Origin of the sequence: Bacillus sp. M13(2017) (assembly GCF_002218325.1) — a bacterium.
GTDB lineage: Bacteria > Bacillota > Bacilli > Bacillales > Bacillaceae_G > Bacillus_A > Bacillus_A thuringiensis_K.
On the sequence record NZ_KZ268500.1, the window covers coordinates 87,047 to 111,489 of the forward strand.

Genomic DNA, 24,443 nt, shown 5'->3' on the forward strand with positions numbered 1-24,443 from the left:
AATAGAATTAGTATAAAAATGTCACAATTTAGACACAATTATAATGCACGTGTTGTAGGGACTATAAGTTTACTCTCGAGGAGGTAATGAAACGTATGAAAACGATTCTTGCTGTTGCTGGTCTCATTTGGGTAATGTCTCACGGTTTTCCGATTTTTGAAGGGGAGCAAATTCGTAGTGCTTTGAATGAAAAGTTTAATGATTATCATGTGATAGATCGAAAAGATAATGTCGTTACAGTACGTGTGAAAGACTGTTTTCATACAGTTACGGTTGCGGATGGAAACATTACAAATGAAACGAAAATGTGTGATAAAAGGTAAAAGAAAGAAGCTGACTATAGCGCACTGTTTTGAGTCAGCTTCTTTTTCTTGTTCCAATTAGAATTTTTTCAAATGCCTCGACAAATACATACATAAGAGTTGCGAGAACACATGTGAGTAGTACGCTAAGTAAAACGAGTGTGAAGTTAAAGACTTGGAATCCGTAGCTAATTAAGTAGCCAAGTCCTTGTTTGGAAACGAGAAGTTCACCGAAAATAACACCGACCCAGGATAAACCAACATTTACTTTTAACGTTGAGATAATTGCTGGAAAGGATGCAGGGAGGACGACTTGCTTATAACATTGCCATTTATTTGCGCCAAATGTGTTCATTACTTTTATATAGTTAGAATCGACTTCTTGAAATGCACTGTAAATAACGAGAATGGTAATGATGATGGAAATGATTACTCCCATTGCGATAGAAGATGAAATGTTTGGACCGAAAATAACGATGATGATTGGACCGAGTGCAACTTTTGGCATTGCATTTAGGACGACGAGGTAAGGATCAAGCACGCGGGCTAGAAGTGGCATCCACCAAAGAAACGTGGCAATAATAGCACCGAGTACCGTTCCAAGAATGAAGCCTAATCCTGTTTCCAGCAATGTCGTCCATATGTGGACCCAAAGTGAACCGTCGATCCATTTCGTTAAGAAGAGATCCCAAATACTCGAAGGAGAGCTAAAGAGTAAAGGATCGATCCATTCTTTTTTGCTAGCTATTTCCCATAGTGCAAAGAAAAGAATAAGTAGTAAAAGCTGTAGTGAGCGAGCAATCCAAGCACGCCTGCGTTCTTTCTTTCGAAATTGTTCATGTAGTTGTTTTATATTATCCAAGTCGTTCCAGCTCCTTCCATATATCTTGAAAGAGGGCTGGGAAATCGTAGTGATGGCGTGCTTCTAATGGTGATAAAGAACGAATACTTTCCGGGACGATAAAGGTTTTCGCGATTTTTCCAGGATTCGCTTGCAGTAAATAAATACGATCACTCATCGCAATCGCTTCTTCAATATCGTGAGTAACAAGTAATGATGTTTTCTTATATTTATTTAGTAAATTGAAAACGAGTTCTTCTAGTTTTAACTTCGTTTGATAATCGAGTGCGGAGAATGGTTCATCTAGTAATAAAATTTTCGGATTAGTCGCTAACGTTCGAACGAGAGCGGCACGTTGACGCATACCGCCGGATAACTCACGAGGATATTGTCCTTCTACCCCATGTAGACCGACTTGTTTTAAAAGATTTAAAGTATGTTTTTTCATCTGTTCATCATAAATCTTTCGAATATGAAGTCCAAGCATAATATTTTCTTCAATAGTTTTCCACGGGAATAAGTAATCTTGCTGCAACATATATCCCATAGATGAAGTTTTCGTTGTAATCGGTTCACCATCTAAAAAGACGATACCGTCAATTGGATCAAGTAGTCCAGCAATGATTGAGAGGAGCGTTGTTTTACCGCAACCACTTGGGCCGAGTATAGAAATAAATTCGCCTTCTTCCACTTGTAAGCTCATATCTTCGAGAATAAGTTTGGCATTCTCTTTTGCAAAAAAGCAGTGAGAAACGTTACGTATTTGTAAAAAACTCATACAATTCGCCTCTATTTCTTAATAACGCTTTCGGCAATTTTTGTATTGACGAGCGCTTCATGTGGGACTTCTTTTTGTAATTCACCAGCGTCTTTCATAATCGTTTGGAGCTGTTTCCATTCTTCCGCATCTAATAGTGGATTTGTCGCATAAGAATGTTGCTTTTTATATCGTTCAATTACTTTTACTGTAATGTCTTTTGAAGTGTCTTTAAATAGCGGGGAAACAACATTAGCAATCTCTTCTGGGCTATGTGTATCAACCCATTGCTGTGCTTTATAGAGCGCACGTGTGAACTTTTCAGCAGCAGCTTTATCTTTCTTTAAGAAACTTTCTTTTGCCATGAACGTTGTATAAGGAACAGTACCAGATTCATTTCCGAATGAAGCGACGATATAACCTTTACCTTCTTTCTCAAGTATACTTGCAGTCGGTTCAAAGAGCTGTACAAACTCTCCAGTACCAGATGCAAAGGCATTTGCAATATTAGCAAATTCGATGTTTTGAATTAAGTTTGTGTCTTTGTGAGGATCAATGCCATTTTTCTTTAAAACGTATTCTCCAACCATTTGTGGCATGCCGCCTTTACGCTGTCCTAAAAACGTAACACCTTTTACGTCATTCCAATTAAAAGAGTCTAATTTTTTACGCGAAACTAAAAATGTTCCATCTGTTTGTGTAAGTTGTGCGAAGTTAATAATCGGGTCTTTTGCGCCTTGTTGATGAACGTAAATAGATGTTTCAGAACCGACGAGAGCAATATCAATCCCACCAGATAATAGGGCCGTCATCGTTTTATCTCCGCCCGCTGTTGTTTGGAGGTCAACATTTAATCCTTCATCTTTAAAAAATCCTTTTTCAATCCCGACATATAACGGGGCATAGAAGAGAGAGTGGGTAACTTCGCCGACTCGAACATTTTGAGTTTGTTCTTTTGTACCTTCTTTTTTACTACTGCAAGCAGTAAATGTGAAAACAGCTAGTAACGTGATACAAAAAACAGCTATTAATTTTTTCACTATATAACACCTCCTAGAAGTCACTCTACAAGCATGATATGTAGGTAAGTGCCCATATGTGAGTGTAGATAGAAGGAATTTTTCTGGTGATAAAGAAGTACAAATATAAGGGGTGATAAAATGGAGTACGAATATGATGATAGCGTACATTTACATCTTGATTATTTCGGAACAGAATGTGATATGGAATCGATTGCTTATAAGAGGAAGAATGAAGACGTATGGGATGTGTATTTTAATTTTGGAGTATACGGTATTCAGAAAGACGATGTAGAGTTAGGTAGGTTTATGGATGAATATGCTGGTCATTACGTTTTTTCTGTACATGCTCGCGATCTTAGCTGGGAATTTGGAAGTGCCCAGTTTGAAGAGTGGGTTTTGAAAAATCGGATAGTAGAAAAAACGCTACAAAAATAGGAAGAATTTTGTGATTGGATTTCTCATCGTATTATTTATTTTTTTAGCCGGATTTTTTATCATGCAAATACTTATTTACCGATTTGCAAAGAAAAACATCCATAAATATACAAAAATAAAATGGTTTCATATGTGTTTACATATGAATATGAAAAAAGGTCCAAGATTAGATTTTTTTGATTTTGTAATTATAGTACTCGTATGTATCGTATGGAAAATATGGCTGCTTCTCTTTATATAATATACATGCTAATCATTTTCTCTTTTCGTTATAGTAATAGTTATCAAAAACTTGCATTTATAAGTAAAACAGTGAGTGGTGTTGTGAAAGAGATTTTGACAAATACAGAAACACATACATACGGAATTAAAGTACGATTACAGAATGTACAAATTGGCCGTGTGTAAAGTGTTGGATAATAAGAAAGAGGTCGGCCATCTGTGGCCGACCTCTTTCTTATTATGCTTGGTTAGTGCGGAAGAATGGAAGCTTCTGCACAATGTGAATTAATCCGTATGCAAGAATTAAGCACATAAGAGGATTAATGAAAAATCCGTAGCGGTTAATTGCTAAGAATAAGTTTGAGAAGATAATGTAAATAATAGAACTTGCTACTAGCATCATAACGCGTTTATGTTTAAATGAATTTAGCATGAGGCAGAAGCTGCTCAAGAATGTACCGATGATAAACACTCTATGACATAGTTGCATAAAGTTATGAATACGGTATTGGTCTACAGCAGGAGCTGTTTTGAATAACTCAATTGTTTTACCGACAGTGAACCAAGAGAACCAATAAGTGAAGTCCGTCTTAAATCCATTCTTGATTAATTCTTTAGCGTATGCACCTTTGTCATCTAAGCCTTTAGCTCTCATTTCATTTACTATATTTTCATAGCCAATTTTATTAAATGGATCTGCACCGGCAATCAGTGGATCTGCACCTTGGGTTGAGAATAAAATAAATTGGTTGAGCGCTAAATAGTTACGAACAACCCATGCGCCAATAATCAAGAACGGTCCGATAAACCATAACAATCCGATTCGAATGGAGTCTTTAAATCCATATGTAAATAACACAACAAGAACAGGAATGAGCATCATTGGAGCTGGATTTGGACGGAACATAAGTAAAATTGAAACGACAATTCCAAACCATATATGGAATTTCGTTTTATTGTATTTCCATGCGAGAACAAATACATATACACATAACGCCAATAAGAATATGGATGGAACTTCTGTTAGTAATGTACGGAAGTATGTATAGTTACTTGGATAAATAGCATATAAAATACTTGCAACAATTCCATAAATGTTTTTTTCGAACAATTCTTTTCCTATTAAGAATACTAATAGTACTGTACAAAGGTTCATGATCATGTTAATAACAGTTGCTACGTAATAGTAAGGAATGGATGTAATATCAGAAATAATCATAGCGCCAGCTAATAGTAATGGCTGACCTGGTGTGATATATGCATTTTTCCCTGGAACCTCACTAGGTTCTAAATACACATAACCAAATACACCATGTTTTAATAGTTGTTCAGCTGTTAACGAATAGTTAAATGCATCATTTGCACCATATGTTACTTTGACTAACTCTCCATCTAGTCCTGGCTGTTTTACTAAACAAAAAACGTGCAACAGGAAAGAAAGCGCCAAAATTGCATATACCGCTTTAGGCAAACTCTTAAACTTAGTAAGCAAAAATGAGCAACTCCTTTTTTATTAATTCTTTCGTATTTTCATGTGAAATCTTTAATAGTATTAAGGATTTCCAAAACATAGTTATTATATCATAAAGTAGAATATTGAAATTAGGTTTTTCAAGAATGAGTAATTTGTATGCCAAAATTTAACTATTTATTAAGGGAATATTAAGAAAATACATCCATGATAGAAGCAAGTATGCAGACGAAATATGTAATATATGTTATTTTAATAGAAATAGTTTTTTCGATGCGGGGTGAAATTAATACATAGAAACGAGGGAATGAATTGAAGTATGGTTCTACACTTTTTCATCTTCCAAAAAGAAATATATTAATTTCTAGCATTATAAGTAGTATGGTGACTTTATTAGTAATAACTATGCTGTTTATAATTTTAAAGGTTTTTAATTTAGACATGATGAAAGATCATTTAAATCAAAAGCTTGTTTTAAGTGTTATGATGATTTTCATATGGGGCATAACGTTTTATATTACGCATTTCAATAAAAAAGAGATGTCTATACTTAGAGCATCCCTGCGAGTGCATTTTATATTATTTTTGCTAGCTCATACAGTAGCGTTATTTTATATTGTCATGCAAGTTAATATGAGTTTCATAGAGGCAATGAATTGGATTTACTTTTATAATATGCAGTTTATATTAAGTTTTGTAGTAATTTATGCAATATATATTCTTGTATATAATTTAATAGGTAAGGTTTTTCTAAGTATGGTTTTAACGAGCTGTACGTTAGTCATTTTATGTATTGTGAATTATTTGAAGCTTATTTTCAGAGGTGATCCGTTATATCCTTCTGATTTCACACAAATTACGCATATGCAATCAGTTATACCGATGGTGATGGACTATTTTAGCTGGAGTTATATGTTTATCATTATCGTAAGTGTCGTAGTTTGTATTGTAGCAGGGATATATATGAGAAGGTATATTCAAAATGTAAAGATTCATCTAGGAATAAGAGCCTTATTAGTAGTAGGATCTATTTTTGTTCTATATGCGTATGGTAATTTTGCGAATACATTTATGAATAAAGTATTTCAAAAATCAGGTGTAGATTTTGTTTTGTGGAATCAAAATGAAAACTATGCTTCAAATGGTTTTGTACTTGGGTTTATTAGCAATTTAGATACAACAGTTATGGAAAAACCAAAAAATTATTCTAATGAAAATATGCTTCAAATAGCAAACGATATAAAAAAACAATATAGTGGAAATATAGGGAATCAAAAGAAAAAAGAGAAACCGAATATTATTTTTGTAATGAGTGAATCGTTTTGGGATCCCACGAAAATAACCAACCTTTCTTTTAGTGAAGATCCTGTACCAAATTTACATCATTATATAGAAAACTTTCCTGGTGGACAAACTATTTCTCCTACATTTGGGGGAAATACGGCGAACGTTGAATTTGAGGCATTAACAAGTTATTCAATGAGTTTGTTAAAGCCAGGTTCTATACCATATCAGCAAGTTATTACAAATAAGAAAGAAATTCCATCAATCCCTACGGCGTTGAAAAAAGAAGGTTATTACACAAGTGCAATTCATTCATTTGGTCGCACATTCTTTAAACGTGATGATGTATATAAGGTGTTAGGATTTGATAAGTTCAATGCAGAGGATACGATGGAAAATGTGGATATTGATGGAGATTATATTAGTGATTTAGCGATGAGTAAAGAGATAATTGCTGAGTTAGAGAAACAAAAACAACCTACATTTATTCATGCTGTTACGATGCAAAATCATTTTCCGTTTACAGAAGGCCGATTTGGTGAAAACCTAATAGAAATTAGCGGCCTAGAAAATGAAGAATCAAAGGGAGAATTAGAGACGTATACAGAAGGATTAAGACGTTCAGATGAGGCACTTCAATATTTAATTGAGCAACTAGATAATTTAGATAGACCTACATTATTAGTATTCTTTGGAGATCATCTTCCATCATTAGGAACCAATAAATCTTTTTATAAAAAAAATGGGTATATAACGAATGAAAAAACACCAAGTGAACGTTTAGGGATGGCGGAAACGCCGCTATTAATGTATGCAAACTTTGATATGCCAAATGATAATTTAGGTTTAGTAAGTCCAATTCATTTTTCTAATCTTATTTTTGATTATGCAGGATTAAATAAATCCTCATTTTATCAATTTTTATCGGAACTTTACAAGGAAATACCAGTGCTTAGAGATGAATTAAAAGTTGATAAAAATGGAGAAGTAATCAATGATTTAACAAAGAAACAAAAAGAAATGTTAGAGCAATATAAAATGCTCCAATATGATTTACTCGTCGGAAATCAATATAGTAAAGATATCCTCTTTAAATAAAAGAAACAAAAAGAACTTGTATAACGATACAAGTTCTTTTTTCATAGTATTTAACGGGGTAACCAGACAAGCTGGGTTTAGGGAGTATTACTTGTACATTTAGTATATATGAAAATGTAATCGTTTTATTTGTGTATTTGTGAGAAATGTGTGAATTTTATGTTTTGTAAAAAATCGATCATATTAACTTTCATTCTTGTATTGCAGTTGTTATGCATGTAAAAATTTTATCAGTTCTTTATTTAATTCATTCGCTTGATCGATTGGTGAACCATGACCACTATTTGTAAGAGCATGTAACTGAGAATTTTTAATTCGTTGTTGCGTAAGCTCAGCGCTTTTGTAAGGAATTAGTTGGTCGTGAACGCCGTGGAAGATTTTTGTTGGAACGTTAATTTTATTTAAATCTTTCGTTACATCTTCATTTGCAGCTGCTTGTAAAATTTTGATAAGGGCATAAGAAGCGGACTGCATACCGAGATAAGAAAACCATTCAAGGGTTGCGGCTCCTAAGTTTCTATTGAAAAAGGACAAAGATACATCATTTAAAAATTTTGGTAAATTAGCATAAATTTGATTAATAAGGGCATCTGCTTGTTCTTTCGGTACACCGTAAGGGGACTCTTGATTTTTAACGAAAGAGGGGGAGACAGCGTCAATTAATGCGAGCTTAGAAATGCGGCGCCCATTATAGCGAGACATATAGCGAATAGAAAGAGCACCACCAACTGAGAAACCGACTAACGTAGCGTTCTCTACTTGGAGTGCTTCTAGAACAATTGCGATATCATCGGCTAATCGATCATACGTGTAACCAGTCCATGGCTTATCAGATTGCCCATTTCCTCGTATATCCATGGCGATACAGCGAAAGCCATGCTCTGGTAAAACATTGAGTTGATATTGATACATTTGATGATTTAAAGGCCATCCGTGAACGAAGAAAACAGTCTTACTACCTGGACCAGGATTAACGTCTTGCACAAAAATATGCACATCTTTCTCGACCGTAACAAACATAAAACTCCCCCTGTTCTATCAATAGGTTCCATTCTAAAAGCTTTGTTTTACTTTTTGGGCCGTCTATATAAAACATCCTCCATAATATACGTATTAATGATCATAGATTTTATGCTCTGTATATAGTCTAAATATATTGCGTTTTTGGTACGATTTTCCTCAAATGTTCGATTTATCTTTGTTTGTCTGTGAAAATCATTTATTATAATAAATGGTATTCTTTGAGATGTTATTTTGAAGGGGTGTTGAAGTGAAAGAAAGTTTCCTATCATATAAAGAAGAAGAAAGGAATGCAAAAATCCTTTTATGGGTGTTATATGTCATTGTTATTGCATATCAAATTTTTTATGCAATCGTATTAGAAGATAAATCAATAATGGATAAGGGATACAACATAATATGGCAAGTTATTTGCGGAGTAGCAATACTGTGCGTGAATATATATTTACTAAAAAAAGAAAAGGCAAACCTTGTTAAATATGCATGGATATTTGCATACATAGGGATAGAAATCGCTAATATAATTTCGTATATTTTTTATAATAAGGCGGCGTTTGATGCGACAAATATAATAGAGATTATTCTCATTTTCTTTGTACCCATATTTTTAAATAAAAAATTTTATGTGTTTTTGCTTTCCTCTATTGTAGGAAAATATTTAATTTATTTATTTGTATTAGAGGAAATAAAAGCATTTATGTTCCTTATTATGTATACCCTTATGTTAATAGTTGCATATATCATTTTAAACCGATTTTTACAATATCTTTCAGCTGTAAAGGAAAGTATTGCGATTGCTAGTGAATCACAAAAATTAGCAGTAATCGGAAAAATGGCAGCGACGGTTGGACATGAAATTAAAAATCCACTCGCTTCATTAAAAGGATTTACGCAATTACAAAGAGAGAAGCATGAAGAGGATCCTGTTTATAAACGTATGATTTTTGAAATAGAAAATATGAATAATATGATAAGCGAGTTGATGGAAGTTGCTACATGCAAGCCTTCTATTTATAAGAAACATGATCTAGGAAAGATTGTATTACAAGCAACAACAACTCTTCGCGAAAAAATGAATGAATTAAATGTGCAGCTTATTTCTAATGTGGAAGAAAAAACAATAGAAGTTGAATGCGATGAACGAAAAATAAGAGGAGTCTTTTTATATACAATAAAAAACGCTTTAGAAGCAATGGAGCAAGGTGGCATATTACATTTACGATTAGAGAATAAAGGAAAAGAGTATGTAATGATCAGCTTAATTGATAATGGTCATGGTATTAAGCAAGAAAACTTAGCCCGTGTTACAGAGGCCTTTTATACAACGAAACAAGATAAAATTGGTCTGGGTCTTACAGTAGCGAATCGAATTGTCACCGAGCACCTTGGTGAGCTACATATTTCAAGTGAAAGAAATACTGGAACGAGAATAGACATTATTTTGCCAAGGAAGTGTGGAAATACTGAAATCCAAGTGGAAGAAAAGCTAGGAGTTACCATATGAATAAAGGCTATATATTTAAAAATGAAGAAATAAAGGCGTTGAAAGTATTTTTAAGTTTATTTTTTATTATATTTTTTGTGTATGATCTTGCCTATGAATTTATCGTACCTTTAATCGCGGGAGAGCAAGAAGGCGTAGGAAAGTTTGAAGATGGTTTAGGTTTATGGCTTTACTTTTTGATGGTAGTATTGTTTTGCATTGGAATATACTTTATGAAATGGAAGAATGTTTTTCCGGTAAAGTATATTATTCTAATTGGCTATAATGTATTAGATTGTATCCATAACATTATGATTTATTATGGTAGCGATGCGGAATTTGACGGTGGAAATATAGTAGAAGTATTTTTTATTTTGTTCGCACCAATCTTTGTAAATAAAAGATATTTCTGGTTAGTTCCAGCGATACTTGTTGGGAAGTACGCTCTTACAGGAATCATTATTCAATCTTCTCTCGTTTTAATCCCAATGGCATTATATAGTATATTTACTATCATATGTTGGATTATATTTTTGAGGGTTCAGTCTTACGTTCGAACGCTTGAAATGATGGACAAAGAAATAAAACAGACAGAAAAACTAGCAGCTGTTGGAAAGATGGCAACGGTTATTGGTTATAAGATTAGAAGACCTTTAGCAAACTTAAAAAAACTTGTGAATAAACAAGCAGACAAGCATCCGGAAGATAAAATTTATAGTGATATTATGAAACAAGAAGTAGATCGGATCCATATAATTGCTACAGAACTTAGTGGATTTGAGAAATCTAAATCACTAGAATCAGAAACTCATAACATACAAGAAATTATCTCTTATGTTATTCGAGTTATGGAAAAGCCTGCTTTAAAACAAGGAGTTCACATACAAGGTATTTACAGTAAAGACTTACCGTCAATTACATGTGATGAAAAACGATTAAAACAAGTCTTTTTTAATTTAATCAAAAATGCAATTGAAGCAATGTCAGTTGGCGGAACAATTACGATTAAAGTTACTGTAAAAGATGGAATCATCATTCAAGTGAAAGATGAGGGATGTGGTATTCCGAAAGATAAAATTCCAAAGTTAAATGAAGCCTTTTATACAACGAAAGAAACAGGAACTGGTCTAGGTTTAGTAGTTACAGAAAAAATTATTAAAGATCACAATGGTAAAATGAGTTTTGAAAGTGAAGTTGGGGTTGGAACGACGGTTGAGGTTATGTTACCACTGCATTAACTACAAAAAACATCACTTATTTGGAAGTGATGTTTTTGTGTTCTTCTTAGGTAGACGTTCTAAAAAAGAGGACGATAACGAAAAATAATATATTGATAGTGAAAAAAGAAAATAATGGATGTTTTACTATGAAAAATATATAATGGCTTTGTCTGTTATTTGTTGTAGTTCATTTATATTTCTATTTGTTGACCCGAATCTCGGGTCTTTTTTTATGAAATGAATTGCTATATATCAGTAATTAGAAAAATAGAACATACAGCACTTGCGGCATGAATATAAAGACAGGTTGTATTCTCCCTCAAAAATAGGTTTCCAGCTATAATACTGGTAGGTTCGTTTTCTGGCACAACGAAAGCATTTACGTTGGTACATGTGCGTTCTCATTTATTCAGCTATTTGCCGGGCAGTCCGATTGGTGAGGGATGATAATCAGTGGGGGATGAAGACCCCCCACTGATTAAGGTTTCACTTTATCTATTTTTCTGTGGTCGATTGTATTGTGTATATAAATTAAAAAAATGATAGTGTTAGAGCCACCATTTTTCCTGTGGAAGCAAAATAACATCCACATCAAAATTCTCTTTAAACCAATCATACATCAATGTCTCTTTCACTAAATATTCAGAGGCAGAGTGTGACACACCAATTAGAGACATATTCGTTTCTTTTACATAATCCATAATGAGTGAGTATTTATATCGGCCGTAATCATTGTCGATATGGCAATGGATTTCTCCTGTAATATATGCTTCAGCACCTTTTTCTTCTGCTTCCTTCATTAAAGATACAACATCGCCACATCCAGCGATAATTGCGATTTTTTTGATGGAATCATGTCGTTTACCTTCGAAGTCTGTGTAAGGAATCTGGAAGAGTTTTTTTAGATGTTTTTGGAGTGCTTCTGTTGATGTTTCATCTATTTCACAAATAAGGCCAACTGGTTCTTGTTCTGGACCTCCATATGCAAAGTCGTCCACTACAGTAGCGTTTAATGCTTTTGCAATTGAAATACTCGTTCCATGCGTTTGATGAAAATCCATTGGTACGTGACATGTATATATAGAAAGTTGTTTTTCTTTTATTTCTTGCAAATATTTTTCAGGAATTGGTATGAAACCTCGACCGGATCTTCCAATTGGATCACCGCACTCCATTACAAGGGGATGGTGCATAAAGAGTAAATCACCGGGTGTGGATTGTGAAATGAATGTTTCAAGAACGTCATCTGTAGGGAATACAGCTAAAAATACTTTGGTTACATGTTCAGATCCGTGCATCATAAGGCCGTTAAATAAATCTACAAAATTTGCTTCAAAAAATTGTTGCCAAGGAAATTTGATAGGATCATATACGGCTGGTATAAATCGACTAAAGGCACTATCTTTTCCGTATTTTTCAATTTGAAATAAGTGATCGAGTGATTGCTCTATTTTTTTTAAGGCTGGCATGTTTAATAATCCTCCTTAAGATGATTCTTGCTTTATGAGTTGTTTATATTCTTCGTAGCAAAATAAGAAGCGGATAGGAAACAAATAAAACCTAGAATCCAGCTAATAGAAGGAGAATAGGGAAGTACATGCTGTAATAGCCTTCCGCTAGAAATGAAGAAAATACTAAATAGACCTAATAACATAGGATAGCGTTGTAGTTTGAACACAGATAGTAAACATCCTTTCTCCTGCATGAACTACTCATAAAAGCTCGATTGCTGAAACTTTATCACATACATTGTATATTAGTCTTAATTTTCTGTATATAACTTTTAAGAAAAATGGTGATACAATATATGAATGATAAGAGAAGAGAGGATGAAGATTAACATATGTACGTTACTGTAACAGAAGCAGCATATAAAAAGATTATGGATACGATTCCAAGTGAAGCGAAATATATAAAGTTATTTTACGATAATGAGGGTTGCGGTTGTGTCATGAGCGGAATCATCGATTTAGTAGCTGTAGCAGAGAAAGATGAGCGCGATGTGGATATTGAATCAAGCACAATGAATTTTATCGCTGATCGTACAAAGCTTGTATTTATGGACGATAAGTTAACGGTTGATTGGCATGAAGGTGGAGGAACTTTTCAGCTGAAGAGTCCGAGCCAATTTTATAATCCGAATATGAAGTTACATGTTCGAGTGTAGTAAAGGAAAGGTGGTCCAAAATGTATGTTGGAACCACCTTTTTTTATTGTATAAGTTGCTATTATTGTCGTTTTTTGTTGATAAGTCGATATATTTAAAAAATCGCTGATATAATTCGAGTTGCGCCGATATATTCGAAAAATCGCCGATATAAATTCATACACCAAATAACGTACACCTCTCCTGACAATACGAAGATTTTTTCACATAATGAAATGTACATGTGATTGAATTTTCTGTATAATCTTCATTGCGGAGGGGATACGCATGAGAAGATGGGGAATTGAGTTATTAATTTTAAGTGTTGTTATTATTTGGGGGATTAACTATACAATTGCGAAGTATGGACTTTTAGAATTTACAGCAATTGAGTTTACTGCACTTCGTATGATGGCGGCGGCACCGCTTCTGTTACTCCTTACCTTTTTTATTGAAAAGTCGGTTTATATGGAGCGAAAGGATATACCTAGATTAATCATCGTTAGCGTTGTAGGTATTGTACTGTATCAAACGCTATTTATGGAAACTGTCAAATATACATCCGCTACAAATGCCTCTTTACTCATTTCTATATCACCTATTTTTACAACTGTATTTGCGATTTTTCTGAAACAAGAAAATTTTTCTTCTCGAAAGTTAATCGGTTCTATGATTGCTTTTGTTGGTGCAGCATTAGTTTTAGTAGCAGGGCATTCACTTACTAGTTCTTTTTATGGCAATGGAATTGGACTTATTACATCAATATGCTGGGGGCTTTATCCTGTTTTAGCAGGACCATTAATTAAAAAATATTCAGCATTACGTGTTACAGCATGGTCTGCGCTAGTGGGTGCGATTCCGCTATTATTGTTAAGTGGTCCGCATGTGTTTGTCATGCCATTTCACATTATTCACGGAATGACACTATTTGCTTTACTATATTCTATTTTCTTTGTAACAGTATTTGGTCTAGTAATGTGGTATGTTGGTGTTCAAAAAATTGGAGCGTCACATACGATGGTATATATGTATATAACGCCGCTTGTAGCTGTTTTATTTGCAGCTGTCTGGGCAAATGAATATGTATCGTTTCAACAGATCATCGGTGGAATTATCATTTTTGTCGGTCTATGGTTTGTGAAATCCGAGAAAGGAAAAGTTCATTCTATTGCAGGGGAACCTATATCAAAATAGGAAAACAGATCACCTATGATCTGCTTTCCTATTTTTTTATTTTTGGTAAGAAGATGAGAAATAAGATAGCAGTAAGAAGTGGAATTAAGTTTAAAAATGGAATACGGAAGAGTGTAATAAGAATAATACCTGGAAGAAGAACACCGAGGACAGCGTAAAAAATGCTATGATTTTTCGTGTACCAATACAATGAAAGTCCAATAAGTGCAGGGATAATGAGGTGAATGAGAGCCATTAAAAAATAAATCATTAGACGCCCCCTTTATTTGTGTGCTTATTACATCATATCCGTATGTTCATAGATTGATATCATTTTTTTCATAAATGGACGAAAAAAGTTTGAAAAACCGTCACAAAATATGAGAATATGATGTTTGAAATCTTGTATAATATTATTTTCTAAAAACATTTAAACAACATAAACATACTGTTTATGTTATTTTTAATTTAAATGAAATGGATTTAAGGAATATGAATTTGAAAGAAATTTTTTGTTGGATAGATAAGAACGAATGAAGAGAGGTACAGCATGATTAGTATGTCACTAAGATCATTTAAAATCCAATCGTATTATATACTAGGTATTTTGTTACTAGGATGGATGTTAACACCGTTTTCAGCACACTTTTTAGGCGCTGGAATTGGGCTTATTGTAAGTATGTATTGCGTTTGGCTTTTAGGGAGAAGAATTGAGAAGCTTGGAGATAGTATTGTAAAGAAGACGAAAGCACCGACACTCGGTATGTTTAACCGTTTTGCAGCTGCCATTTTGGGTGCTATTATTATGTACGAAATTGAGCACCACATGGTTATGTGGGCGTTTGCAGTAGGGATTATGGGTGGTTATTTCTTAATCGTTGTGAATTTAGGTTACTATAGCATGAAAGATGAGAAAGAACTAACAAAGAGCTAAAAAAGATAAAAAGATAAAAGAATTCTTTTTAGATGGAATAGATGATCCAGCCACGGATAGAAGCGGTCAGGGCCTTTTTTAGCCCCATGTGATGTGAAACCCGAGAGATGTAGTGAGTAGGGATATAATTTATATGTTCGAAGCCATGATTTGTCTCTGTTGAAATGGGTTTACTCTGGGATAAGTGATTCAGTGATGGATAGTACAGCAGGAAGCATAACTTTACATAAAATACAGGTTTCTGCTTCCAATAAGTTAACATGAAATTACGTATTAGTATGACTCTTAGCTTCTTTAAAAAAGTTGGATATAAGACAGCAAACTATTCCGGTAATTAGAATAATATATTTTATCGTTTCACTTGTATGCTCAAATAAATTAACGTTAAGCATTACAAGTCCCCAAAAAACTTGAATCGCTCCATAACTGAATAAAATTTTTCCTGTACGAGAAAAATTTTTCATAGGTCTCACCCTTTCCTGTATATGTAAATTGTATCATAAAAAAACTAAAAACGAATAAATATAAAGTGAATTTTCTGTAAAATTATAGATGTTGGCATGCCATTTTATGATTTAAGTCACAGATCAAGAGATTAACGTTTCACTTTATATAAGATATAGAAAGAAGCTTACGTTTTCACGTAAGCTTCTTTTTTATGTAAGTGTGTGTAACCGTTAAGCCGCATTGGGTTTTGTCGGTGAGTACGCGAAACTTTACGTTTACACGACACTTATTCATATGAGTAAAGGGTTATTCCAACAGAAATTTTTAATTTAAGCGATTGGGCCGCCTAAGTTAATAATATCTTCAGAAACGCTTTCGAACTTTTTGAAGTTCTCTTTGAATTCATTTGCAAGCTCGATTGCTTTTGATTTGTAAGCAGCTTTATCAGCCCAAGTTTGTTCAGGCATTAACACTTCGTCAGGTACACCTGGTACGTGAAGTGGAACTTCAAGACCGAAGATGTCATGTTTAGCTGTTTCAGTTTTTGCAAGTTCGCCGCTTAATGCTGCTTGAATCATTGCACGAGTGTAACCTAAGTTCATACGTTTACCAACGCCGTATTCGCCACCAGTCCAGCCAGTGTTTACTAAGAATACTTTCGCATCGTGTTTCTCGATTTTTTCACCAAGCATTTCAGCGTAGCGAGATGCATCAAGTGGTAAGAATGGTGAACCGAAGCAAGTTGAGAATGTAGCTTGCGGAGATGTAACACCGCGCTCTGTTCCTGCTAGTTTACTAGTGTAACCACTTAAGAAATGATACATAGCTTGTTCTTTTGATAACTTACTGATTGGAGGCAATACGCCAGATGCATCAGCAGTTAAGAAAATGATGGTATTTGGGTGTCCAGCAACACTTGGCAGTACGATATTGTCGATCGCATGCATAGGGTATGCAGCACGAGTATTTTCTGTTAAAGTAGTATCGTTGTAGTCTGCGATACGCGTTTGGTCATTAATGATAACGTTTTCTAAAACAGATCCAAATTTGATTGCATCGAAAATTTGTGGTTCTTTCTCGTGAGAAAGGTTTACACATTTTGCGTAGCAACCGCCTTCAATATTGAATACACCGTTATCAGACCAACCGTGCTCATCATCACCAATTAATTTACGGTTTGGATCAGCAGATAAAGTTGTTTTACCTGTTCCAGATAAACCGAAAAATAGTGCTACGTCACCTTCTTCACCTACGTTTGCAGAGCAATGCATAGAAAGAATATCTTGTTCAGGTAGTAAGAAATTCATAATAGAGAAGATTGATTTTTTCATTTCTCCAGCGTATTCTGTACCACCAATTAGTACAATACGTTTTTCGAATGAAACCATAATGAATGCTTCAGAGTTTGTACCGTCAACAGCTGGATCAGCTTTGAAGTTCGGTGCAGAAACAATTGTGAACCCTGACTCATGAGTTGTTAATTCTTCTTCAGTTGGACGAATGAATAATTGATGTACAAATAAATTGTGCCATGCATATTCATTAATAACTTGAATTGGTAGGCGGTAATTGCGGTCAGCGCCTGCAAATCCTTTGAAGACGAATAACTCTTCTTTTTCTTTTAAGTATTCTAAAACTTTAGTATATAATTTATTAAAATGTTCTTCAGAAATCGGTTGGTTTACAGCTCCCCAAGCAATTTTGTCAGCAACCGATGCTTCTTTCACAATAAATTTATCTTTAGGAGAACGTCCTGTATATTTTCCTGTTGAAGCAGAAACGGCACCAGTAGAAGTTAATTTCCCTTCATTTCGCATTAATACTTTTTCCACTAATTGCGGAACACTTAGTTGAATCTGTGCATTGCTTCCGTTCAATAATTCATGTAAACCAATTTGGACATTCACAGTACTCATATTTATATACCATCCTTTTCATTTAATGAAATATTTCTCGTAATCCCCAACAATAGTATAACACAATTATATAAATAATGTATACTATTTATTTCTTTTTGTTTGTGTGAATACATTATTTCCTTATTAATATTTCATTTTAGGCGCATTGAGAAAAACTTTCACGAAAATGTGAATATTAATTGACAAATGAATATCATTTCTTTAGTATAGGTTGGGACGGATACTCTCTTATCCCGAGCTGGCGGAGGGACAGGCCCGATGAAGCCCAGCAACCTCACTTGTATTGATAAATGCAGGTGAATAGGTGCTAAAACCTGTGCGAGGCTACAGGTCTCGAACGATAAGAGCGAAGGGCAAAAAGCAGTATGCAAGTAGCAAATTAAACCTTTCCTCTATATAAAGTAGGAAAGGTTTTTCTGTATGCTTGTGTGGGAGAATAAATGTATGTCGCAATCTGTGGCAAATTAAGGATGAGTTCCGTACAATATATACAATTACTGTAGGGAGGTTTACCACATGACAAAAAAACGTCATCTGTTCACATCTGAGTCTGTAACTGAAGGACATCCAGATAAAATTTGTGACCAAATTTCTGATTCAATTTTAGATGCGATCTTATCAAAAGACGCAAATGCACGTGTAGCTTGTGAAACAACTGTAACAACTGGTTTAGTATTGGTAGCGGGGGAAATTACGACTTCTACTTACGTAGATATTCCAAAAATCGTTCGTGAAACAATTCAAGGCATTGGTTACACACGCGCAAAATACGGATTCGATGCAGAAACTTGTGCAGTTTTAACATCTATCGATGAGCAATCTGCTGACATCGCTATGGGTGTTGACCAAGCGCTAGAAGCGCGCGAAGGTCAAATGACTGACGCTGAGATTGAGGCAATTGGTGCAGGAGACCAAGGTTTAATGTTTGGTTTCGCATGTAATGAAACACAAGAGTTAATGCCACTTCCAATCTCGCTTGCTCACAAATTAGCTCGCCGTTTAACTGAAGTACGTAAAGATGATACGTTATCATACCTACGTCCGGATGGAAAAACGCAAGTTACAGTTGAGTATGATGAAAATGGTAAACCAGTACGTGTTGATACTATCGTAATTTCTACACAACATCACCCAGATGTTACATGGGAAGAAATCGATCGCGACTTAAAAGAGCACGTAATTAAAGCTGTAGTACCAGCAGAATTAATCGATGGAGAAACGAAATTCTTCATTAACCCAACTGGCCGCTTCGTAATTGGTGGACCACAAGGTGATGCTGGTTTAACAGGACGTAAAATCATCGTTGATACTTACGGTGGATACGCTCGTCACGGTGGCGGTGCATTCTCTGGTAAAGATGCAACGAAAGTTGACCGTTCTGCAGCATATGCAGCTCGTTATGTTGCGAAAAACATCGTAGCAGCTGGTCTTGCTGAAAAAGCAGAAGTACAACTTGCATACGCAATTGGTGTAGCACAACCAGTATCAATTTCAGTTGATACATTCGGCACTGGTAAAGTATCTGAAGACGTATTAGTAGAACTAGTTCGTAACAACTTCGATCTTCGCCCAGCTGGTATTATTAAAATGCTAGACTTACGTCGCCCAATTTACAAACAAACAGCAGCTTACGGCCACTTCGGACGTACTGATGTAGATCTATCATGGGAACGTACAGACAAAGCTGCAGCTTTAAAAGAGCAAGCTGGTCTATAATATATGAAAAAAAGCTTTGCGCAGTGAGCGCAAAGCTTTTTTTATTTATAATTACGTTGGAATAAAGCGAAGAGTTCAATGTCATGCCAAGTGCCGTTGCGGAATATAGCTTCTTTACAAGTTCCTTCATGTTGAAAACCGAGTGATTTATATAATTTAATTGCTCTCTCGTTGAAAGAAAATACTCGTAAAGAAAGGCGATGTAAATTTAATTCTAAAAATGCATAATTCAATAATAAAGTGAAAGCTTCCTTCCCATAACCTTGCCCCCAGTAATCCTTTTTACCAATATCAATAATGCATTCAGCGTTTCGATTATACGAATCAATATGAATTAAAGAAGTAATACCAATTGGAAGATGCGTAGCTTTTTCTTCAATGATATAGCTTTTAGAGTTTGAAGAATGAATAAATTGCTGTCAAAGTTTTTCTGTATCTTGTAAGGAATATTTATCAAGGTTAAGGGTAGTTGAACTCATAACGTCTATATCATTATGCCATTTATAATACGTTAGAATATCATCTTCGGAAAACTTTCGTAACTGGATACGGTTTGATTCAAACAATATAAGCCCACCTTTTGTATTTACTAGTTTTTGTTCATTATTTCAATACACGAGCTACAATAAATGTGTCCTTCTAGTTCAATATACTTTCTTATATTAGTCATACCATTTGCCGGAAATGGCATATGAATCCACGCTTTTTCATACGTTTGTATTTCTTTTTCACATGATTTACAAAGGATTGGTTTCTTCTTGAACATATGTAATCAACCTTTCATTTGACGTGCTTTACTTGCGCAAAAGGCACTACTTAGTAAAAATAGTGTCGCGAATATAATGCTTACTAATGTAGCGTATGGAATTGCGCCTTTTAAGGAAAAGCCGACAGTGATGGAAGCGACGAATAAGAGGATGAATGTTGTTGTTAATTTTTTATAAAGTTCCATACTATGTAGACCTCCAATCTATTTTTTAGTACAAGTTTTAAAATTGAATTCTATTATGTAGAAAATATAAAGAGTAGCTAAAGATGTGTAGTCTAGGAGTATAAGAAATTGCACTTTCCTTTTTGTGGGTTAGTATACTTATATTGTATCATGGCGCATGATTGGCTTCATACATAATTGTGTAAAGGTATGTATGATAAAATGAAGAAAAGTCTTTAAGAAAGGAAAGATAAAAAATGAGTGTAACTGAACATAAAAAACAAGCTCCAAAAGAAGTGCGTTGCAAGATTGTTACGATTTCCGATACACGTACGGAAGAAACAGATAAGAGCGGACAACTATTACATGAATTGTTAAAAGAAGCGGGACATAAAGTAACTTCTTATGAAATTGTAAAAGATGATAAAGAAAGTATTCAGCAAGCAGTGTTAGCTGGTTATCATAAGGAAGATGTAGATGTTGTATTAACAAATGGCGGTACTGGTATTACGAAACGCGATGTCACAATTGAAGTAGTATCAGCGTTATTAGATAAAGAAATTGTTGGATTTGGTGAGCTGTTCCGTATGATTAGTTATTTAGAAGATATCGGAAGTAGCGCAATGTTAAGTAGAGCGATTGGTGGTACAATTGGGCGCAAAGTAGTTTTCTCGATGCCGGGGTCTAGCGGAGCGGTTCGACTTGCGATGAATAAATTAATTTTACCGGAATTAGGCCATATTACATTTGAGCTGCATCGCCAATGAGTAAGTGTGCTGGAATTGTATTAGCGGGCGGTATGTCGAGTAGATTTGGTGAGCCGAAAGCGTTAGCAATTTGGAAGGGAACTACTTTTGTTGAGCATATTGTGAAAGTGATGGGAAATACTTTGCAAGACATTGTAGTAATTAGCCATACTGATATAAAAGAGCGAGTAGAGCAATTCGTACAAGTTCCTGTTATAGAAGATATCCCGCACTATAAAGGGAATGGACCGCTGGCCGGCATTGTATCAGGTATGGAATACATAGAAGCAGATTGGTACGCTATTATGCCTTGCGATGCGCCAAATGTTTCGCATGAGTGGTTTACCATTTTATTAGAGCAAACGAGCAATGAATATGATGCGGTTGTACCTATTATTAATGGAAGGAAACAACCGTTACTTGCAGCGTATCATAATCGAGTGAAAGAAAAGATTTATGCTTTGCTTCAGGAAGAAAAAAGAAGTATGGGCCAGCTTTTATCACAATGTAATGTGAAGTATATTGTTGGTGAAGATGTACAAGCGAATGCGGATTGGTTTATAAATGTGAATACGAAAGAAGAATATGTGCAGGCTCAAAAAGACCTTTCAAATGAATGAAAGGTTTTTTTGGATACAGAAATTGGGGAACAATTACTGTATAAAGGTATGTGAGTAAATTGATTTTAAGGGGAATTTCTTAAAATCACTATACAGTTAAAATAGTGTATAACCATATATTAATTTTTATGGGTTTTTATTACAAGTCTGTTTAGTTATGTTTATTTTTGATATAATGAATATAGAAATAAAACAATGTTTAACCTTATGTATTATTTATGAAACTAAAATTTATAACTGTGTAATAAACTCCCTTCGTCTAGTTGAAGGGAGTTCTTCTGTTTAAGCGAGTAATTCTGATGCGGTGTGCTGAAGGACTTCTTCATATTGGTCAAGTAACCCACGGAAAATCTCATCCCAGCTTTTTGTTTTAGCATAAGACGAAGCAGCTATGCCCATTTGTATAAGCTGCTCTTCATTTCGCAATAAAGAATGGATGGATGATAGAAATGAATCCGCATGTTTGGGCGGGCAAAGAATTCCTGTTTTTCCATCTGCAATAATATTTTTAACCCCACCACTATTTGCACCGATGACAGGTGTACCGCATGCAAGTGATTCGAGTACGACATTTCCGAACGTTTCAGTAGCAGATGGAAATATCATGATGTTAGAACAAGCATATACTTCAGCTAAATCTTTACCTTGTAAATATCCAGTAAAAGTGACATTTGCTTTCGGAACAGCTTCACGTAAATTTGTTGCTAGAGGACCGTCTCCTGCGATGAGCCAATGAATGTCATTTCGAGTATGGGCTGTTTTGACGATAAGGTGTTGCAACGTATCAATATCTTTTTCAGGGGCAATCCGTCCAACGTAGGAAAGGACATACTTCGCTGTAATATTATATTTTTTTCGGAATAGGTCTGTATTGTAAGATGGATGAAAGAGTGTGCAATCTACACCACGTCCCCAAATGGATAGGGCCTGAAAGCCTTTATTTTTTAGTTGGTGTAACGTTTCAAAAGAAGGAACGAAATTTTTTTGCATATGACTATGAAACCATTTTAAATAGTTCCAAAGCATATTAGAGAGAAATTCGATTTTGTAATAGCGTAAATAAGCATCGAAATCAGTATGATAAGAACCGACAACTGGGATGTTTAACTTTTTTGCATAATATAATCCACAAAGTCCCATGTTGAAAGGTGTAGCAATGTGAATAATGTCAGGCTTAAAGGAAAGAAGTTCTCGTTTAATGCGCGGAGTAGGAAAAGAAAAGCGACATTCTGGATATAATATTGTTAACGGGATACTTCTCATCTTGTTCACATTGGCCACGAAATTATCTTCAGCTGTATGCTGAGGGGCGAAAACAGAATAGGCGATCTGTTCTTTCTGAAAATATTGTGTTATTCGCTCTAACGTTTTCGCAACCCCGTTAACTTGTGGCGTAAAAGTATCGGTAAAAATGGCGACTCTCATCATATCACTCCTTTATGTGAAAAGTGGGATGAATTGATAAAAAGAGATGATGCCAGAGCAAGTGCCAAGGCACATACCGACGAATACATCTGACGGATAGTGAAGTCCTAAATAAATGCGAGAAATACCGACGCATAATGCTAACGGTAATAAAAAAACAAATAAACTTGGATTATAACAAATAAATGGAATAAGGACAGAGAAAACGGCTGTTGTATGACCAGACGGGAAAGAGTGGTCTTTTAATGGGTGGACTGGATATTTCGCGTCCTGAATTGTTAAATAAGGACGTTTTCGTGGATAACATCTTTTTAATATTTGTACAGGAATATGGCTAATTGTTAAAGAAATAGCAGATGCGATTGCAGTTTGATGCAAAGTCCCTTTTGCAAAAAATAAAAAGAACAGTGTGAGTGCGATTGAGAAAGTAGCACCACCTATATGAGTAATATTGCTGAAAAAGATATTTAATGTTTTTTGATCAAAGTATCGGTTAATTCCTTTGAAAATGTAACATTCTATTTTATACAGTCCACTGGCCTTCATGAAAATTCTCCTCCCTTGCTTACATATATATGGAGATATTAGCTTTTATTTTAATAAGATTTTATTGAGGGAGTAATAATGTTTTGTAAAGAAAAAGTTAGTTTTTATAAAAAAAGCTGCCACTTTAATGGCAGCTGGAAAAGTTACTTCTGTAATGATTTATAATACTGACCTTTTTCAACATATTGTGTGCGAATTCGCTCCATGTCTTTACGGTCTTCCTCCGTTAACTCACGAATGACTTTCGCTGGGCGACCGAAAGCTAACGTGTTTGGCGGGATTTTCTTTCCTTGTGAAACGAGGCTTCCAGCACCGATGAAGGCTCCTTCGCCAATTTCAGCACCATCTAATATAATAGATCCCATTCCAATTAAAGCATCTTGTTTAATATGACAGCTATGTAAAATAACTTGATGCCCAACGGTAACATCGTCTTCTAAAATAAGAGGATACTGCGGGCTTTGGTGAAGTGTACATTGGTCTTGTACATTTACTCGGTCTCCAATGATTGTTGGTGACACATCAGCGCGTATGACTGTATTAAACCAGATACTTGATTCTTCACCAATGGAAACATCGCCTGTAATGGTAACATAATCAGCGATAAAAGCACTACTCGCAATTTTCGGATTTTTTTCTTTGTAAGGATATATCATGTAAAGCCTTCCTTTCCTAGAGACTAGTT

General features: G+C 34.8%; 26 protein-coding genes, 2 pseudogenes and 1 riboswitch. Of the genes and pseudogenes, 13 read left to right on the forward strand and 15 right to left on the reverse strand.

Features of this window, described 5'->3' with window-relative positions:
- Positions 1-95 precede the first annotated feature (95 nt).
- Positions 96-323, forward strand: a complete 228-nt coding sequence (locus CGQ22_RS00590) for a hypothetical protein (RefSeq protein WP_000849112.1) — start codon at positions 96-98, stop codon at positions 321-323.
- A gap of 34 nt (positions 324-357) precedes the next feature.
- Here CGQ22_RS00590 and CGQ22_RS00595 read toward each other — a convergent pair whose 3' ends face one another.
- Genes CGQ22_RS00595 through CGQ22_RS00605 form a run of 3 tightly spaced genes read right to left on the reverse strand, consistent with a single transcriptional unit; the run spans position 358 to position 2,940 of the window.
- A complete protein-coding gene (locus CGQ22_RS00595; RefSeq protein WP_000368769.1) occupies positions 358-1,164 on the reverse strand; it encodes an ABC transporter permease in 807 nt (268 codons plus the stop codon).
- Positions 1,157-1,921, reverse strand: a complete 765-nt coding sequence (locus tag CGQ22_RS00600) for an ABC transporter ATP-binding protein (protein WP_000009031.1) — start codon at positions 1,919-1,921, stop codon at positions 1,157-1,159. The genes CGQ22_RS00595 and CGQ22_RS00600 overlap by 8 nt, the downstream gene beginning before the upstream one ends.
- Before the next feature lie 11 nt (positions 1,922-1,932).
- A complete protein-coding gene (locus CGQ22_RS00605; protein WP_000733222.1) occupies positions 1,933-2,940 on the reverse strand; it encodes an ABC transporter substrate-binding protein in 1,008 nt (335 codons plus the stop codon).
- 120 nt (positions 2,941-3,060) lie between these two features.
- Here CGQ22_RS00605 and CGQ22_RS00610 point away from each other — a divergent pair, with 120 nt between their 5' ends.
- From CGQ22_RS00610 to CGQ22_RS32305, 3 genes and pseudogenes are all read left to right on the forward strand, one after another.
- The gene (locus tag CGQ22_RS00610) at positions 3,061-3,357 is read left to right on the forward strand and encodes a DUF3986 family protein (protein ID WP_000455579.1); all 297 of its coding nucleotides are present in this window, start codon (positions 3,061-3,063) and stop codon (positions 3,355-3,357) included.
- A 10-nt stretch (positions 3,358-3,367) separates the two neighbouring features.
- Positions 3,368-3,598: a hypothetical protein gene (locus CGQ22_RS00615; protein WP_089148195.1), complete on the forward strand. Its 231-nt coding sequence runs from the start codon at positions 3,368-3,370 to the stop codon at positions 3,596-3,598.
- A gap of 62 nt (positions 3,599-3,660) precedes the next feature.
- A pseudogene (locus tag CGQ22_RS32305) lies at positions 3,661-3,765 on the forward strand (DUF2196 domain-containing protein); the annotation flags it as partial.
- Positions 3,766-3,817: 52 nt separating this feature from the next.
- On the opposite strand, the gene CGQ22_RS00625 reads toward CGQ22_RS32305, so the two are convergent.
- Entirely contained in the window at positions 3,818-5,071 is a 1,254-nt protein-coding gene (locus tag CGQ22_RS00625; RefSeq protein WP_000956216.1) for a glycosyltransferase family 39 protein, read from the reverse strand.
- 291 nt (positions 5,072-5,362) lie between these two features.
- On the opposite strand from CGQ22_RS00625, the gene CGQ22_RS00630 reads away from it, so the two are divergent.
- The gene (locus CGQ22_RS00630) at positions 5,363-7,432 is read left to right on the forward strand and encodes an LTA synthase family protein (protein ID WP_089148197.1); all 2,070 of its coding nucleotides are present in this window, start codon (positions 5,363-5,365) and stop codon (positions 7,430-7,432) included.
- Positions 7,433-7,642: 210 nt separating this feature from the next.
- Here CGQ22_RS00630 and CGQ22_RS00635 read toward each other — a convergent pair whose 3' ends face one another.
- The gene (locus tag CGQ22_RS00635) at positions 7,643-8,452 is read right to left on the reverse strand and encodes an alpha/beta fold hydrolase (protein WP_089148198.1); all 810 of its coding nucleotides are present in this window, start codon (positions 8,450-8,452) and stop codon (positions 7,643-7,645) included.
- A gap of 250 nt (positions 8,453-8,702) precedes the next feature.
- Here CGQ22_RS00635 and CGQ22_RS00640 point away from each other — a divergent pair, with 250 nt between their 5' ends.
- Positions 8,703-9,956, forward strand: coding sequence for an ATP-binding protein (locus tag CGQ22_RS00640; protein ID WP_000664880.1), 1,254 nt, complete (start codon positions 8,703-8,705; stop codon positions 9,954-9,956).
- The gene (locus CGQ22_RS00645) at positions 9,953-11,173 is read left to right on the forward strand and encodes an ATP-binding protein (protein ID WP_001032632.1); all 1,221 of its coding nucleotides are present in this window, start codon (positions 9,953-9,955) and stop codon (positions 11,171-11,173) included. Before CGQ22_RS00640 ends, CGQ22_RS00645 begins: the two co-directional genes overlap by 4 nt.
- A gap of 530 nt (positions 11,174-11,703) precedes the next feature.
- Here CGQ22_RS00645 and CGQ22_RS00650 read toward each other — a convergent pair.
- Complete coding sequence (locus CGQ22_RS00650) at positions 11,704-12,624, reverse strand: Nif3-like dinuclear metal center hexameric protein (RefSeq protein WP_001111116.1); 921 nt, start codon at positions 12,622-12,624, stop codon at positions 11,704-11,706.
- 374 nt (positions 12,625-12,998) lie between these two features.
- On the opposite strand from CGQ22_RS00650, the gene CGQ22_RS00660 reads away from it, so the two are divergent.
- Together CGQ22_RS00660 and CGQ22_RS00665 are read left to right on the forward strand one after the other, a co-directional pair.
- Positions 12,999-13,322, forward strand: coding sequence for an iron-sulfur cluster biosynthesis family protein (locus CGQ22_RS00660; RefSeq protein WP_000289570.1), 324 nt, complete (start codon positions 12,999-13,001; stop codon positions 13,320-13,322).
- Between the two features lie 267 nt (positions 13,323-13,589).
- On the forward strand, positions 13,590-14,495 hold the full coding sequence (locus CGQ22_RS00665; RefSeq protein ID WP_046946153.1) for a DMT family transporter: 906 nt from the start codon (positions 13,590-13,592) through the stop codon (positions 14,493-14,495).
- 28 nt (positions 14,496-14,523) lie between these two features.
- Here the strand turns inward: CGQ22_RS00665 and CGQ22_RS00670 are convergent, their stop codons facing one another.
- Positions 14,524-14,745 carry a hypothetical protein gene (locus CGQ22_RS00670; RefSeq protein ID WP_089148199.1) on the reverse strand — a complete coding sequence of 74 codons (222 nt, stop codon included), beginning with the start codon at positions 14,743-14,745 and terminating at the stop codon, positions 14,524-14,526.
- A 279-nt stretch (positions 14,746-15,024) separates the two neighbouring features.
- On the opposite strand from CGQ22_RS00670, the gene CGQ22_RS00675 reads away from it, so the two are divergent.
- Positions 15,025-15,408, forward strand: coding sequence for an ATP synthase subunit I (locus tag CGQ22_RS00675; protein ID WP_000624926.1), 384 nt, complete (start codon positions 15,025-15,027; stop codon positions 15,406-15,408).
- A gap of 266 nt (positions 15,409-15,674) precedes the next feature.
- Here the strand turns inward: CGQ22_RS00675 and CGQ22_RS00680 are convergent, their stop codons facing one another.
- Both CGQ22_RS00680 and pckA read right to left on the reverse strand, forming a co-directional pair.
- The gene (locus CGQ22_RS00680) at positions 15,675-15,872 is read right to left on the reverse strand and encodes a hypothetical protein (RefSeq protein ID WP_000788123.1); all 198 of its coding nucleotides are present in this window, start codon (positions 15,870-15,872) and stop codon (positions 15,675-15,677) included.
- Positions 15,873-16,184: 312 nt separating this feature from the next.
- Positions 16,185-17,771: a phosphoenolpyruvate carboxykinase (ATP) gene (gene pckA, locus CGQ22_RS00685; protein WP_000108811.1), complete on the reverse strand. Its 1,587-nt coding sequence runs from the start codon at positions 17,769-17,771 to the stop codon at positions 16,185-16,187.
- Between the two features lie 228 nt (positions 17,772-17,999).
- Positions 18,000-18,121: riboswitch (SAM riboswitch) on the forward strand.
- Positions 18,122-18,290: 169 nt separating this feature from the next.
- On the opposite strand from pckA, the gene metK reads away from it, so the two are divergent.
- Complete coding sequence (metK, locus tag CGQ22_RS00695) at positions 18,291-19,490, forward strand: methionine adenosyltransferase (protein ID WP_000163115.1); 1,200 nt, start codon at positions 18,291-18,293, stop codon at positions 19,488-19,490.
- Positions 19,491-19,531: 41 nt separating this feature from the next.
- Here metK and CGQ22_RS00700 read toward each other — a convergent pair.
- From CGQ22_RS00700 to CGQ22_RS00710, 3 genes and pseudogenes are all read right to left on the reverse strand, one after another.
- Positions 19,532-20,056 (reverse strand): annotated as a pseudogene (locus CGQ22_RS00700) (GNAT family N-acetyltransferase).
- A gap of 23 nt (positions 20,057-20,079) precedes the next feature.
- Positions 20,080-20,256 carry a hypothetical protein gene (locus CGQ22_RS31785; protein WP_000473607.1) on the reverse strand — a complete coding sequence of 59 codons (177 nt, stop codon included), beginning with the start codon at positions 20,254-20,256 and terminating at the stop codon, positions 20,080-20,082.
- Positions 20,257-20,262: 6 nt separating this feature from the next.
- On the reverse strand, positions 20,263-20,442 hold the full coding sequence (locus CGQ22_RS00710; RefSeq protein WP_000424808.1) for a hypothetical protein: 180 nt from the start codon (positions 20,440-20,442) through the stop codon (positions 20,263-20,265).
- A 236-nt stretch (positions 20,443-20,678) separates the two neighbouring features.
- Here CGQ22_RS00710 and CGQ22_RS00715 point away from each other — a divergent pair, with 236 nt between their 5' ends.
- Together CGQ22_RS00715 and CGQ22_RS00720 are read left to right on the forward strand one after the other, a co-directional pair.
- Positions 20,679-21,188, forward strand: coding sequence for a MogA/MoaB family molybdenum cofactor biosynthesis protein (locus CGQ22_RS00715; protein WP_089148200.1), 510 nt, complete (start codon positions 20,679-20,681; stop codon positions 21,186-21,188).
- A complete protein-coding gene (locus CGQ22_RS00720; protein WP_000030830.1) occupies positions 21,185-21,787 on the forward strand; it encodes a molybdenum cofactor guanylyltransferase in 603 nt (200 codons plus the stop codon). The genes CGQ22_RS00715 and CGQ22_RS00720 overlap by 4 nt, the downstream gene beginning before the upstream one ends.
- Before the next feature lie 282 nt (positions 21,788-22,069).
- On the opposite strand, the gene CGQ22_RS00725 is transcribed toward CGQ22_RS00720, so the two are convergent.
- From CGQ22_RS00725 to CGQ22_RS00735, 3 genes are all read right to left on the reverse strand, one after another.
- Positions 22,070-23,212 carry a glycosyltransferase family 4 protein gene (locus CGQ22_RS00725; RefSeq protein ID WP_001261598.1) on the reverse strand — a complete coding sequence of 381 codons (1,143 nt, stop codon included), beginning with the start codon at positions 23,210-23,212 and terminating at the stop codon, positions 22,070-22,072.
- A gap of 12 nt (positions 23,213-23,224) precedes the next feature.
- Positions 23,225-23,758 carry a phosphatase PAP2 family protein gene (locus CGQ22_RS00730; RefSeq protein ID WP_000647632.1) on the reverse strand — a complete coding sequence of 178 codons (534 nt, stop codon included), beginning with the start codon at positions 23,756-23,758 and terminating at the stop codon, positions 23,225-23,227.
- 143 nt (positions 23,759-23,901) lie between these two features.
- On the reverse strand, positions 23,902-24,414 hold the full coding sequence (locus tag CGQ22_RS00735) for a gamma carbonic anhydrase (protein WP_089148201.1): 513 nt from the start codon (positions 24,412-24,414) through the stop codon (positions 23,902-23,904).
- Positions 24,415-24,443 lie beyond the last annotated feature (29 nt).

Bases quoted from the DNA above. Each gene is read 5' to 3' on its own strand.
- CGQ22_RS00675 (WP_000624926.1), top strand. From the start codon at position 15,025: ATGATTAGTATGTCACTAAGATCATTTAAAATCCAATCGTATTATATA.
- pckA (WP_000108811.1), bottom strand. From the start codon at position 17,771: ATGAGTACTGTGAATGTCCAAATTGGTTTACATGAATTATTGAACGGA.
- CGQ22_RS00635 (WP_089148198.1), bottom strand. From the start codon at position 8,452: ATGTTTGTTACGGTCGAGAAAGATGTGCATATTTTTGTGCAAGACGTT.
- CGQ22_RS00725 (WP_001261598.1), bottom strand. From the start codon at position 23,212: ATGAGAGTCGCCATTTTTACCGATACTTTTACGCCACAAGTTAACGGG.
- CGQ22_RS00715 (WP_089148200.1), top strand. From the start codon at position 20,679: ATGAGTGTAACTGAACATAAAAAACAAGCTCCAAAAGAAGTGCGTTGC.
- CGQ22_RS00735 (WP_089148201.1), bottom strand. From the start codon at position 24,414: ATGATATATCCTTACAAAGAAAAAAATCCGAAAATTGCGAGTAGTGCT.
- CGQ22_RS00610 (WP_000455579.1), top strand. From the start codon at position 3,061: ATGGAGTACGAATATGATGATAGCGTACATTTACATCTTGATTATTTC.
- CGQ22_RS00720 (WP_000030830.1), top strand. From the start codon at position 21,185: ATGAGTAAGTGTGCTGGAATTGTATTAGCGGGCGGTATGTCGAGTAGA.
- CGQ22_RS00730 (WP_000647632.1), bottom strand. From the start codon at position 23,758: ATGAAGGCCAGTGGACTGTATAAAATAGAATGTTACATTTTCAAAGGA.
- CGQ22_RS00660 (WP_000289570.1), top strand. From the start codon at position 12,999: ATGTACGTTACTGTAACAGAAGCAGCATATAAAAAGATTATGGATACG.
- CGQ22_RS00650 (WP_001111116.1), bottom strand. From the start codon at position 12,624: ATGCCAGCCTTAAAAAAAATAGAGCAATCACTCGATCACTTATTTCAA.
- CGQ22_RS00710 (WP_000424808.1), bottom strand. From the start codon at position 20,442: ATGGAACTTTATAAAAAATTAACAACAACATTCATCCTCTTATTCGTC.
- CGQ22_RS00645 (WP_001032632.1), top strand. From the start codon at position 9,953: ATGAATAAAGGCTATATATTTAAAAATGAAGAAATAAAGGCGTTGAAA.
- metK (WP_000163115.1), top strand. From the start codon at position 18,291: ATGACAAAAAAACGTCATCTGTTCACATCTGAGTCTGTAACTGAAGGA.
- CGQ22_RS00590 (WP_000849112.1), top strand. From the start codon at position 96: ATGAAAACGATTCTTGCTGTTGCTGGTCTCATTTGGGTAATGTCTCAC.
- CGQ22_RS00670 (WP_089148199.1), bottom strand. From the start codon at position 14,745: ATGATTTATTTTTTAATGGCTCTCATTCACCTCATTATCCCTGCACTT.
- CGQ22_RS31785 (WP_000473607.1), bottom strand. From the start codon at position 20,256: ATGTTCAAGAAGAAACCAATCCTTTGTAAATCATGTGAAAAAGAAATA.
- CGQ22_RS00600 (WP_000009031.1), bottom strand. From the start codon at position 1,921: ATGAGTTTTTTACAAATACGTAACGTTTCTCACTGCTTTTTTGCAAAA.
- CGQ22_RS00680 (WP_000788123.1), bottom strand. From the start codon at position 15,872: ATGAAAAATTTTTCTCGTACAGGAAAAATTTTATTCAGTTATGGAGCG.
- CGQ22_RS00665 (WP_046946153.1), top strand. From the start codon at position 13,590: ATGAGAAGATGGGGAATTGAGTTATTAATTTTAAGTGTTGTTATTATT.